The sequence below is a fragment of the Rathayibacter sp. AY1A7 genome, assembly GCF_002930845.1.
Taxonomy (GTDB): Bacteria; Actinomycetota; Actinomycetes; order Actinomycetales; family Microbacteriaceae; genus Rathayibacter.
The window spans coordinates 229,542-241,482 of record NZ_PSTL01000001.1 but is presented as its reverse complement, the minus strand read 5'-3'; the positions used below and the strand labels follow the sequence as shown (position 1 = coordinate 241,482).

Sequence of the window (11,941 nt, the reverse complement as noted above, 5' to 3'; positions counted from 1 at the left end):
TGCCCTCTGAGGATACGTGCGCCCGTCAGGACGCGAGCTGGAGCTTCAGGTCGGACAGCCGTGCGGAGACGGTTCCGTCGATGACCTCGTCGCCGACGTGCAGGCGCATCCCGCCCAGGAGGGAGGGATCGACCACGACGTTGACGGAGACCGGTCGGCTGTACTGGCGCGTGAGCGCCGAGCGGAGCCGGTCGAGCTGCTCGGGGGCGATCGGTGCGGCGACCGAGACCGTGGCGAGGATGAACCCGCCCTGGTCGGCGACCACGCCTGCTGCGAAGCGGACGAGCTCCGGGATGCGGCGACCGCGCGGGTGCGCGATCAGCTGCCGGAGGATCGCCAGCGTCTCGGCCGCGGCCTTGCCCTCGAGGAGGCGCTGCACGAGCGCGACCTTCGAGTCGGCGGCGGCGAGCTTGCTGCCGAGCGCGAGCTCGAGCTGGGCGTCGGAGGCGACGACCTCGCCGAAGGAGTGGAGCTCCTTCTCGAGGTTGACGCCCTCCGGAGCGGACGACGCGATCGCGCGGACCCCGACCTCCTCGACCCCGGCGACCATGTCGCTCGGGCCCGACCAGCGGTGGCCGACGATCACGGTGAGCAGGCGCTTGGCCGGCTCGCCGAAGGGACCGAACACGCGGGCGACGAGAGCCTGCTTGCTGCTCGAGTCGGCGCTCGGGTCGGCGAGGGCCGCGCGCAGCTGCGCCTGGCCGTCGATGACCCGTGCGGCCTCGAAGAGCTGCTGGGCCGTGTCGAGGGACGCCTGACCGGCGAGGGCGGAGAGCTCCGCCTTCGCCGATGCGAGTGCCTGCCTGGACGCGCTGCCCATCAGTTGTTCGCCTTCTCCGAGGCCTCGAGGTCGGCGAGGAAGCGGTCCACGATCGCGGACGCCTTCGCGTCGTCGTTGAGGCTCTCGCCGATCACGCCGGAGGCGAGGTCGATGGCGAGGGTTCCGACTTCGGAGCGGAGCGAGACCACGGCGGCCTGACGGTCCGCCTCGATCTGAGCGTGCGCGTTGTGGAGGATGCGCTCGGCCTCGACCTGCGCCTGCTCCTTCTTCGCCGCCACGATCGCGTTGCCGTCGGCGTTCGCCTTCTCACGGATCACTCCGGCCTCGGCGCGGGCCTCGGCCAGCTGGGCGGTGTACTTCTCGAGGGCGGCCTCGGCCTGTCGCTGGGCCTCGTCGGCCTTCGCGATGTTCCCCTCGATCGCGGCGGAGCGCGCGTCGAGCATCTTCTGCAGGCGCGGCAGGACCAGCCTCCAGAAGAAGAACAGCAGGATGAGGAAGATCACCCCCGACCAGAAGAAGTCGTAGAACTCCGGGATCAGAATGACCGCGGGGACGTCACCTTCTTCCGCAGCGATGTTCACAGCGGTGCTGAACACGACTACGCCGCGAAGATGAAGTAGGTGGCGAGGCCGATGAGCGCGAGCACCTCGGTGAACGCGATGCCGAGGAACATCGTGGTCTGGAGGCGGCCGGCCATCTCGGGCTGGCGCGCCATGGCCTCGACGGTCTTGCCCGCGACGATGCCGACACCGATGCCGGGGCCGATCGCTGCGAGGCCGTAACCGACCGTCGCGATGTTGCCGGTGAGTTCGGCGAGAACGGTGACTGAGTCCACGAGTGGGTCCTTTCAGTGGGGTGATCGTGAGAACGGGCGGGAGCCCGTGAGTAGTGGGGTCAGTGCTCCTCGGCGACGGCCAACTGGATGTAGACCGCAGCGAGGAGGGTGAAGATGTAGGCCTGCAGCACGGCGACGAGGAGCTCGAAGAGCGTGAACGCACCGCCGAAGGCGAAGGTCACGACGCCGAAGAGCTTGAAGCCCGGGTCGATCTGGGAGCTGAAGAGGAAGAACTGCGTGGCCGAGAAGCACAGCACCAGCAGGAGGTGGCCGACGATCATGTTCATCACGAGCCGCAGTGCGAGCGAGAGCGGACGAATGATGAACGTCTGCAGCAGCTCGATCGGCGTGAGGATGAAGTAGATCAGGAACGGCGCTCCGGGCGGGAACAGGGCGTTCTTGAAGAAGCCCATCCCCCGGTCCTTGATGCCCGCGTAGATGAACGTCACGTAGGCGACCAGGCCGAGGAAGAGCGGCATGCCCACCACGGAGGTCCCCGCGATGTTCAGGAACGGGACGATGCCGGTCAGGTTCATCGAGATGATCGCGAAGAAGATCGTCACGAGGATCGGGAGGAACCGGCGCGCGTCCTTCTCGCCGAGGATGTCCTTGGCGATGGTGACGCGGACGAAGTCGAACGCGAGCTCGACGACGTTCTGGAAGCGGCCGGGGACGAGGCGCAGCTTGCGCGTCCCGAGCCAGAAGAACAGCATCAGTGCGATGACCGCGATGAAGCGGACCAGCATGACGCGGTTGATCTCGAAAGGGGTTCCCTCGAAGAGGAAACCGGGCGGGAAGAACTCGGAGATCGACGGGGTGTGGAAGTCACTCTCACCGGTCGAGGACGAGACCAACAGGGTCACAGCGTTAGCAAACAGCGCTAGCTCCTGGAATTCGGGGCGTGGCACGTTGCAGCCGACCGAATCGAATCATTCGGACGCAACGCTCTCGCGACGACGAAAGGTGGGGTTTTCCGCTCGGACGGCGATCGTGCTCGACGACCGCCATCAACGATGAGACGATCTGAGGACACGTTCGCCTGCGGGATTCGTCCCTACTGTAGCAACAGAACGGCCTGAGAGCCGAATCGTGGTCCTCTCAGGAACCGTTCGGCTCGTCCTCATCGAGCGATGTCGCTGACGTTCGGCATGCGCGAGCGCGAGACGACGAGGACGTCGATCACCAGGGACCCCAGGACGGCGACGATGATCGTGACGAACATCGCGGTGCTGTTCAGCCACGGCTGATCGCGCAGGACCAGGGCGGCGATCACGAACAGCACGAACTTGGCGAGCCACGTGCCGAGGACGACGGCGAAGAACCCGCCGATGTCGAGGCGGTTGGCGACGAGGATGCTCGCGGCGGTGAGGAGCACCATCACGCCGCCGACGATCGCGCCGAGGAGGGCTCCGATCGCGCCCTCTCCCCCGGCGGCGATCCCGCCGACGACGGTGCCGAGAACGGCCAGGGCGAGCACGAAGAGGCCGCCCACGACCAGCGCGCGGCGCAGGACGGGGACGGACGCGGGCTGCGGACGGGGGGTGGCCGGGGAGGCTCCGGTCATGATGCTTCCTTCCGCGCCGTGGTCGGCGCTGTCGTGTCCCGGTCGATCGGGAGTCCGGCCGGCGGACGGAGCAGCTCCGTCGAGGACGCGCGGTCGAGGGGGTCGAGGACGGGTGAGGCCTCCGCGGACTGCGCCGCCGCCTCGAGCCGCTTGCGGCGGCTGAGCGGGGCGAGCGTGACGACGGTGCAGACCAGCAGACCGACTCCGAGGAAGACGAGCGGGACCCACAGCACGTCGACCACGAACATCAGCAGGCAGCTGACGGCGACGACGGCGGTCCACGCGTAGAAGATCAGCACGGCGTGCAGGTGGGAGTGCCCCATGTCGAGCAGGCGGTGGTGCAGGTGCTTCCGGTCGGCGCTGAACGGCGACTTTCCCGCGCGCAGGCGCCTGATCACAGCGAGGCCGAAGTCCATCAGCGGCACCACGAGGATCGCGAACGGCAGGATGATCGGGATGAACGCGGGCAGGAGCTCCTTCGCCGCGAGCTGGGCCGGGTCGATCTGGCCGGTGACCGCGATCGCGGAGGTGGCCATCAGCATCCCGATCAGCAGTGCGCCGCTGTCGCCCATGAACATCCGCGCCGGACGCCAGTTGATGGGGAGAAATCCGGCGCAGGCGCCGACGAGCAGGACCGCGATGAGCGAGGCCAGGTTGAAGTAGTCGGTGGGCGAGGTCTGCTGCACCAGCAGGTAGCTGTAGAGGAAGAAGACCCCGTTGGCGATCAGGGCGACGCCCGCCACGAGGCCGTCGAGGCCGTCGATGAAGTTGAGAGCGTTGGTGACCAGGACGATCGCGAGCACGGTGATGATCAGCGACATCCACGGCGAGCCGACGGTCAGGCCGCCGATCGGCAGGGAGACGATCTGCACGCCCTTCCAGGCGATCAGGCCGGCGGCGATCAGCTGACCGGCCAGCTTCGTGGTCCAGTCCAGGTCCCAGATGTCGTCGGCGACGCCGATGAGGACGATGAGCAGGCTCGCGCCGAGGATCGCGAGGATCGGCTCGGGATTGGCGAACACCAGCCGGAAGTAGGGCAGCTGGGAGGCGATGCCGAAGCCGACGAGGATCCCGAGGAACATCGCGATGCCGCCCAGGCGGGGGGTCGGCCGCGTGTGCATGTCCCTGACGCGGATCTTCGGGTAGAGCCGGTACTTCAGGCTCAGCTTCCAGATGACCCACGACAGCGCTCCGGTCACGAGCGCGACCGCGAGCGAGACGAGGGCGAAGGTGATCACCGGTTACTCACCCGGAGCGGAGTCGGTGCGGGCGGCGCCGGTGCCGGTGTTGGGCGTCGGCGCGTTCGTGCTCGACGAGCCCGTGTCCGGTGCATCGGCGGAATCGACGGGCGCGGAGTCGCCGGGCGCGGAGTCGTCCTGCAGGCGGGCGCCGGAGGCCCAGTCGGGGCGCGCGGTCGGGGTCCGCTCGAAGGCGTACGGGTCGCTGCCGGTCGCGGTCTCGGCGGGCTCCTGCTGGTACCCGGCCTGCGCCGCGCCGGCCGTGGAGGCGTCGGGCTCCGACGTCTCGGCACGAGGCGCGTCCGGATCCGGCAGCAGGTCTCCGACGACCTCGCGGATCCGCTCGGCCGACACGACGCCCTGGCGCAGGATGCGCAGGGTGCCGCCCTCGAAGCTCAGCGCTGTCGCGTCGACGATCGTCGAGGACTCGCTGGCGCCCGCGGGGCGGTCGCTGTAGCGCGATCCGGCGGCGCCGGCGTCGAGATAGACGTCGACGGAGTCGCCGAGCTGGTCGAACGCCTCCTGTGCGGTCGTGGCCGAGGGCTGCCCCGTGCGATTGGCGGAGGAGACCGCCAGCGGGCCGGTCTCGGCGAGGAGCTCGATCGTCACCGGGTTGTCCGGCATGCGCAGCGCCACGGTCCCGCGCGTCTCGCCCAGGTCCCAGACCAGGGAGGGCTGGGCGTGCAGGACGATGGTGAGCCCGCCGGGCCAGAACTCGCGGGCGAGGTCGCGCACCGCCTCCGGCACGTTCTCGGCGAGGGCGTCGAGGGCGGCCACGTCCCCGATCAGGACGGGCGGCGGCGACTGCCTCGTCCGTCCCTTCGCGTCGAGCAGGCGCTGGACCGCGGCGGCGTCGAACGCGTTGGCCGCGACGCCGTAGACGGTATCGGTGGGGATCACCACGAGCTCGCCGCGGCCGATGGCCGTCCGCGCGAGACGGGTGCCGGTCAGGAGGTCCGTGTCGACGGAGCAGTCGTAGATGCGTGCCATAACGGGTCGATGATACCGGCGCGGTCCGTGTCCGGACCGGCTGCGGCGCGGCGGTCGCGTCAGCGCCGCCCGAGGCCGGGGCTCGGCGGCCGTCGCAGCGGCGCCCGACCCGTGCCGGCCGAGGCCGCCGGAGCGCTTCCGTGAGGCACTCGGCCCGGCGCGGGGACCTCCGCCGACAGGACGCCCACGAGCGCCACGGAGACGGCGAGCGTCGCGAGCGAGTGCTGATCGCCGAACCAGGTGGTGTTGTCGGCCATCCCGTGCAGGAACGTCCAGAGGACGGCGACGGCGAGCGCCCCGACGGCGACGGCCTCGTTCCGGGCGACCCGGAGGAGCAGGCGCACGACGGCGACGGTGGCGAGGAGGAGGAACGCGATGACGGGGAGCGCGATCAGGAGCCCGCCGTTGGTCCACGCGGTGACGAGGAGGTTGTGAGGCGGGCGCGGCTCGCTGTGCTGGGTGAACTGCGACCCGCGCGCCAGCCACAGCTCCTGCCATCCGCCGTACCCCAGCCCCAGCAGCCAGTTGTCGGGGAACGCACTCGCAGCCAGGCGCAGGAAGTCGCCGCGGGCCCCGAGCGTGAGCAGGCCCGCCTCCGCCAGCTGCGGAAAGGACACGGCGACGGCGTACACGGCCGTGATCCCGGAGGGGATGGTGATCATCCAGGCGACCGGACCGAGGCTGCGTCCCTTGAGTCCGCGGATCGCGGCGACCAGCAGGGGCAGGACGATCGCGAGGACGATCGCGGTCTTGGACAGCGTGAAGAGGGCGCCGACTAGCCCGGCGACGGCGACGAGCAGGAGGAGCCTCCCCCGCTGCCGTCTCCAGACGGCGAAGGCCAGCGCGCCGGTCGTGGCCATGTACATCGAGGCGATGTTGCCGTTGAGGAAGAACCCTCCCGACTTCTCCTGCAGGACGTTGTTGAAGGACGTCGTGAAGATGTCCCGCACGTAGATGTCGGAGAACAGCACCGCGTCCGGCCACCGGAGGTAGGCGGTCTCCTGCACGGGATCGAGCTGGAAGAGGATCGTGAGCGTCACCTGGAGGAGGAACACGGGCGCCGCCCAGCCGAGGGCGCGGCCGACGACACGCCAGGCGCCGTCGCCGAGCCCGCGGACGGCCAGGTACGGAGCGAGGAAGGAGACGACGGAGACCACGTCGCGCAGCGCGGCCGCGCGTGCTCCGGAGTAGGTGAGCGCGAAGAGGGTGCCGGCGATCACGAGGAGGACCACGACCACGAACCGGTCGATCCGCCCGCCGCGCAGCCGCGCGACGGAGTACGGGAGGAAGAGCAGGCTCCAGGCGACCGGAGCGGTGACGGGGCCCAGGGTGTAGAGCTGCACGACGCTCAGCGCCAGGAGCACCGCGAGGAAGACGAGGACGATCCGCTCGTGCCGCCGCTGAGCGGGATCCGCCGACGCGCGCGACGGCAGCCCGCGGGTCTTCGGAGCGTCGGTGACGCGGGTCGCGGCGATGACGGAGGGATGAGAGGCGGTCCGGCGGCGGAGGAGGGCGTCGTCGGCGTGGCGGCCCATGTCAGAGCCGTTCCGCGGAGGTGCCGGTGGCGGCCTCCGTCTGGCGGAGCGGAGGAGCGGCGCGCCGATTCCGGGACGACGGGCCGACCTCTCGCGGCGGAAGGGTCGTCCGCGGTCGCCGGTCCGGAGCGGGAGGCGGATCGAGCAGCACGGGAGAGGCGGTGGCGTCGGCGGACGCGGGCGGGAGAGGGGATGCAGGTGGCATGTCGCGCCGACACTAATCGCGCGGCACGAGCCTCGACGGGCTTGGCGCGGAACGTCGATCCGCGTGCGCGCGGCGGTCCCGCGCGTCAGCCGCGGGGGTGGGCCAGCAGCTCGTCCGCGCGGCGGGCGATGCCCGGCCAGCCGAAGTCCTCCGCCCGACGCCGCGACGCCGCAGCGACCTCCGCGCGCCGCCGGGGATCGCGCAGCGAGGCGATGAGGGCGGGGAGCTCCGCGAGGACGGCGTCCGCGACCTCCTCCTCCGTGCCCGGCGGGACGAGGACGGATCCGTCGACCACTCCGTCGGAGGTGCGCAGGATCTCGGGGAGGCCTCCGCGCTCGACCGTCACGACGGGGATCCCCCGCGAGAGCGCCTCCACCACCACCATCCCGAACGGCTCGTTCCAGCGGCAGGGGTAGAGCAGGAGCGCCGAGGAGCCGAACAGCTCCAGCAGGTTCTCGTGCCGGAGGAACGGGAGCCGGCGCACGGCGCCGGGCAGGGTGGCGACCGCCTCGTCGAGCGCTCGGACGTACGGGGTGGGCGTCGCGTCGTCCCCGAGGCCCGATGCGCCGGCGATGACCAGCCGCAGATCGGCGCCGTGCTCGGTCCGCATCCGCCTCACGATCTCGACGGCCTCGCGGGCTCCCTTCTCGGCCACCAGCCTCCCGGCGAAGACCGCCTCCGCAGTACCGCCGAGCGGCGCCGGCGGGACCTCGGGCGGAGGGACGACCCCGTTGTACAGGACGGCTGTGGCGATCAGGCCGTACCGGTCGACCGCCCGGGCGCGCAGGAACTCGCTGCAGAAGATCCACTCGTCGACCGCGTCGAGGTAGCGCCGGGCGGCGGCGGGATCGGGTGGCAGGTGATCGAGCAGGTCGTTGTGCAGGTGTGCGACGATCCGCCCCCGGTAGCCCAGGCGGCGCAGGCGCACGGCGTAGCGGGGGCGGTTGTGGATCCAGACCGTCGGGACACGGCGCAGCGACGGAGCGAGCACCAGCAGCCAGAAGCGCCCGCCGAAGGACAGCCGGCGTAGCTCGGCGCCCGGGTCGCTGTCGCGCCGATGCGCCAGGAGGAGTGCCGCGCGCCGCTGAACCGCGTAGATCCGCCGGTACAGACGATGGGGCCTGACGTCCACGCCCGGTGACGCCGACGACCACGGCGCGTGCACGGCGATCCGGAGCGAGGAGCGGGACACCGTCTCGCGGACCCAGGTCGCCACGGCTCCCCCGCTGCCGTCGAAGCGCTCCTCGGCGGCCAGCACCACGGCGACCTCGACCGGGGCGGCGGAGCCGAGCCGGAGCCGGGCGGGCAGTCGCGACAGGACGAGCGATCGCGCCTCGGCGATGTCGCGCCCCGGCGCCAGGAGGGCGGTCGCTCCCAGCACAAGGCCCGCGAGCGCCAGCTCCACCGGGAGCAGCCGCAGGGGCGCGCCCTCGGGGAGCAGGCGGAGCAGGAGCAGCACGATCGCCATCGGTGCGGCGAGCAGCGGCCCCGCGGCGCACGCGCGCAGGAACGCGCCGAGGCGCACTCCGAGCACCACCCGCAGCACGGCGCAGGTGACGGCGAAGCCGAGAGCGCTCGAGAGCAGCAGCCCGCCGATCAAGCCGTCGAGTCCGAACAGCACTCCCCCGCCGACGATCATCGGGACCGTGATCGCGGTCTTCACGATGTTCACGACCAGCCCGAACCGCACCCGGTCCATCGCCATCAGGATGAAGCCGACCGGATTGCCGATCGCCCGCACCGCGCCCACCACCGTCAGTGCGCTCGTCATGCCCGCGATCCAGCCCCAGCCGGGTCCGTAGAACAGCCGCACGATCTCCTCGGAGCGCAGCGCCACCAGCATCAGCGGCGGGATGCTCGCCATGCTGAGCACCGCGGTGACGCGGAGGTGGTTCCGCGCGACGCGCTCACGGTCGTGCTGGATCGAGGAGAACACCGGGAACATCACCCGCGTCACGATCGGGTTGACCCTCGCGGGGAGGTTCACGGCGAGGTTGTATCCCAGGGTGTACCCGCCCAGCTGGGCCGGTCCGAGCAGGCGGCCGATCGCGAGCGAGCCGGCGTTCGAGCCCAGGTAGTTGACGATGCCGTCGAGGGTCTGGAAGACGCCGAAGGAGAGGAAGCGGGCGGTCTCGCGGATCCGGAACCGGAACCGCAGCCGGAACCAGCGGCGGGCCTGCACGAGGGCGAGCACGGAGCGCAGAGCCGCGGTCGCGACGAGCCCCCACGCATAGGAGAGCGCCCCCGCGCCCGAGACCGCGAGGCAGACCGTCACGGCGAAGCCGCCGACGAGAGCGATCGTCTCGGACACGGCGACCGCTCGGAACCGGATCCCCTTCTCGAGCACCGCTCTCGGCACCTGCCCGGCTGCGCTGCCCACGAACACGAGCGAGGCGACGGTGAGGACCGGCGCCGCGGCGGCGGACCCGAGCAGGGAGGCGATCGGTGCGGCGCCCAGGAGGACGGCGACGGTGACCAGGAGCCCGACGGAGAGGTTGAGCCAGAAGACCGACGAGAGCTCGAAGCTGGTCGCCCTCCGGCGCTGGATGATCGCCTGGGCGACCCCCATTCCGAGGAAGATGTCGACGAACGCGTTGAGCAGGGCGACGATCGCGATGATCCCCATCTCGGAGGGGTCCAGCAGTCTCGCCAGGAGCGCGAACTGCCCGAGCTGCACGACGAGCGCGACGGCGAACGAGACCGCCGTCCAGGCGGTCGCGTCGACGGTGCTCCGGCGCAGGCTCACCTCTCCCGCCCGGCGGAGGCCGGACGGAGGCCCGGTCGCGGATCATCGGCGCGGTGCTCGGCGCGGCTCATCCGCGATCTCCGTCCGTCGTCGTCGGCATCGATCGGCCGGCCGCCCGGTCGTAGAGGTCCTCGAGGTCGCGGATCCGCTCGGCGAGGTCGAACGAGGCGAGCACGCGCTCCCGCCCCTCCGCGCCCATCCGCTCCGCGCGGTCCGGGTCCCGGAGCAGGGCGGCGAGCGCCCCGGTCAGGCTGGGCACGTCCCCCTCCGGGACGAGCAGCCCGGTGACGCCGTCCTGGACCGCCTCCGGGACGCCGCCGTGGCGGTACGAGACGACAGGGACGCCTGCGAGCGCGGCCTCGAGGAAGACCATGCCGAAGCCCTCGGAGTCGCCTGTCGCCGCGGTCCGCGACGGTGCGCAGAAGACCGCGGCGCCGGCGAGGATGCGGGCGACCTCGGCGGGGGGCAGGGAGCCGGTGAAGGTCACCTGCAGGCCCAGCCGCGCCGCCTGCTCGACGAGCGCCCCCCGCAGGTGGCCGTCGCCGACGACGGTCAGGGGGACGTCGCGGATTGGTCCGGGGAGGGCGGCGACCGCCTCGAGCAGATCCGGGACGCCCTTCTTGTCGGTGAGGCGTCCGACGAAGACGATTCCCGCGCGCTCCGCAGCCGGTGCGGCCTCGGGGCGGGAGGTCGGGACGCCGATGTAGCCCACTCCGGTGCGCCGCGGGTCCGCCCCCAGGCGCAGGAGCCCGTCGGTGATGAAGCGGGACACGCCGATCACCGCGTGCGCGGTACGGAAGACGGTGCGGGCCTCGAGGGCGCGGTGAGCTCGGGCGAGGGGTCGGAGCAGGCGCGGAGCTCCGGTCGCGAGCGGCCAGCTGGTCACGTCGTAGCCGTGCCCCGTCACGACGAGCGGGAGGCGCCTCCTCCGTGCGTACCGGGCGATGGAGACGGCGTCGATGAGGAAGTGCGCATGGATGAGGGCGGGCCGGTGCTCATCGACGATCGCGTCGAGCCGTCGTGACACTCCGAGCCACCGCAGGAGGAGGGACCGCCGCCCGCGAGGGGTGATCGGATCGTGCAGGACGATGTCCGTGCGGTCGTGGAGGACGCCCGAGCCGGTGCGCTCGAGGCCCACTCCGAGGGCGCGCCAGCGCTCGAGTCCGTGCATCTGATTGCGGACGAACGTCTCGGAGTCCTGCAGCCACGCGCGCTTCCAGACCAGGACCAGCGGCCTCTCGCCGGCGACGCCGCCCGCGTGCTCAGCGGACGGCACGGCGCACCCGGTAGCGGAGGGCCGCGACCACGCTCGGCAGCACCCGCACGGCGTCGCCCAGATAGCGCCGCCAGAGCCTGCCGGGCTCCCGGCTGAGCCGGTGCGCCCACTCGAGGCCGAGGCGCTGCACCACGAGCGGCGCCCGCGGGATCTCGCCGGCGAGGAAGTCCACGGCGGCGCCGACGCCGAGGCACACCGCTCCCGTGCCGCCGACGGCGAGCAGGCGCTCGCGGACCTCCTCCTGCTTGGGGGAGCCGAGGCAGAGCGCGACGATGCGGACGTCGGCCGTGCGCAGGGTCGAGGAGAGGCGGGCGAGGTAGGCGTCGTCCGCGAGCTCGGCCGGCTCCGGCGAGACGACGACCGGAATCTGGAGCCCGGCGAAGCGCTGCTGCAGCTCGGCGGCTGCGCGATCGCCGACTCCGGGGCGTCCGCCGATGAGAGCGACCGGCGCACCCTCGAGCGCCGCGCGGCGGCAGACCTCGGTGAAGAGGTCGATGCCCGTCACGCGGCTCGCCGTGCGGTGGCCGTACGAGCGGGCCAGCCAGACCAGAGGCGCCCCGTCGAGCACCACGAGGGACGCCCGGCCGTAGTACCGCCGGAACTCGCCGGAGTGCTTCCAGCGCACGAAGTGGTCGGTGTTCGGTGTGACGACCAGCTCGTCGCGGCCGCTCCGGGACAGCTCGAGCACGGCCTCCGCCGCCTCGTCGAGCGTGGTGATGCTGGCCGGCATCCGCTCGATGCGGCCGGTGATGTAGGAGGTCATGCCGGTGC

General features: G+C 71.7%; 11 protein-coding genes. All 11 read right to left on the bottom strand.

The annotated features are described in order from the left end of the window. Positions 1–25 precede the first annotated feature (25 nt). The 11 genes from C5B95_RS01040 to C5B95_RS00990 all read right to left on the bottom strand — a co-directional run bounded on the left by C5B95_RS01040 (position 26) and on the right by C5B95_RS00990 (position 11,933). Entirely contained in the window at positions 26–820 is a 795-nt protein-coding gene (locus tag C5B95_RS01040; protein ID WP_104348284.1) for a F0F1 ATP synthase subunit delta, read from the bottom strand. Further along, on the bottom strand, positions 820–1,377 hold the full coding sequence (locus tag C5B95_RS01035; RefSeq protein ID WP_244229449.1) for a F0F1 ATP synthase subunit B: 558 nt from the start codon (positions 1,375–1,377) through the stop codon (positions 820–822). Before C5B95_RS01035 ends, C5B95_RS01040 begins: the two co-directional genes overlap by 1 nt. A gap of 2 nt (positions 1,378–1,379) precedes the next feature. Then, entirely contained in the window at positions 1,380–1,616 is a 237-nt protein-coding gene (locus tag C5B95_RS01030) for an ATP synthase F0 subunit C (RefSeq protein WP_055794702.1), read from the bottom strand. A 59-nt stretch (positions 1,617–1,675) separates the two neighbouring features. Further along, positions 1,676–2,479, bottom strand: a complete 804-nt coding sequence (atpB, locus tag C5B95_RS01025; RefSeq protein WP_068254016.1) for a F0F1 ATP synthase subunit A — start codon at positions 2,477–2,479, stop codon at positions 1,676–1,678. A gap of 257 nt (positions 2,480–2,736) precedes the next feature. Next, on the bottom strand, positions 2,737–3,180 hold the full coding sequence (locus C5B95_RS01020) for a hypothetical protein (protein ID WP_104223021.1): 444 nt from the start codon (positions 3,178–3,180) through the stop codon (positions 2,737–2,739). Next, positions 3,177–4,418, bottom strand: a complete 1,242-nt coding sequence (locus C5B95_RS01015; RefSeq protein ID WP_181065442.1) for an MraY family glycosyltransferase — start codon at positions 4,416–4,418, stop codon at positions 3,177–3,179. The genes C5B95_RS01020 and C5B95_RS01015 overlap by 4 nt, the downstream gene beginning before the upstream one ends. A 3-nt stretch (positions 4,419–4,421) precedes the next feature. Continuing rightward, positions 4,422–5,408 carry an L-threonylcarbamoyladenylate synthase gene (locus C5B95_RS01010; protein WP_104260103.1) on the bottom strand — a complete coding sequence of 329 codons (987 nt, stop codon included), beginning with the start codon at positions 5,406–5,408 and terminating at the stop codon, positions 4,422–4,424. 59 nt (positions 5,409–5,467) lie between these two features. Beyond that, positions 5,468–6,943, bottom strand: coding sequence for an O-antigen ligase (locus C5B95_RS01005; RefSeq protein WP_104348283.1), 1,476 nt, complete (start codon positions 6,941–6,943; stop codon positions 5,468–5,470). A gap of 290 nt (positions 6,944–7,233) precedes the next feature. Continuing rightward, positions 7,234–9,894: an MOP flippase family protein gene (locus C5B95_RS01000; RefSeq protein ID WP_104348282.1), complete on the bottom strand. Its 2,661-nt coding sequence runs from the start codon at positions 9,892–9,894 to the stop codon at positions 7,234–7,236. A gap of 67 nt (positions 9,895–9,961) precedes the next feature. Continuing rightward, positions 9,962–11,170, bottom strand: coding sequence for a glycosyltransferase (locus C5B95_RS00995; protein ID WP_104309055.1), 1,209 nt, complete (start codon positions 11,168–11,170; stop codon positions 9,962–9,964). Beyond that, positions 11,157–11,933, bottom strand: a complete 777-nt coding sequence (locus C5B95_RS00990; RefSeq protein ID WP_104266960.1) for a WecB/TagA/CpsF family glycosyltransferase — start codon at positions 11,931–11,933, stop codon at positions 11,157–11,159. Before C5B95_RS00990 ends, C5B95_RS00995 begins: the two co-directional genes overlap by 14 nt. Positions 11,934–11,941 lie beyond the last annotated feature (8 nt).

Excerpts from the sequence above, each read along its gene's own strand:
- C5B95_RS01040 (WP_104348284.1), bottom strand. The coding sequence starts at position 820 with ATGGGCAGCGCGTCCAGGCAGGCACTCGCATCGGCGAAGGCGGAGCTC.
- C5B95_RS01005 (WP_104348283.1), bottom strand. The coding sequence starts at position 6,943 with ATGGGCCGCCACGCCGACGACGCCCTCCTCCGCCGCCGGACCGCCTCT.
- C5B95_RS00990 (WP_104266960.1), bottom strand. The coding sequence starts at position 11,933 with ATGACCTCCTACATCACCGGCCGCATCGAGCGGATGCCGGCCAGCATC.
- C5B95_RS01020 (WP_104223021.1), bottom strand. The coding sequence starts at position 3,180 with ATGACCGGAGCCTCCCCGGCCACCCCCCGTCCGCAGCCCGCGTCCGTC.
- C5B95_RS01010 (WP_104260103.1), bottom strand. The coding sequence starts at position 5,408 with ATGGCACGCATCTACGACTGCTCCGTCGACACGGACCTCCTGACCGGC.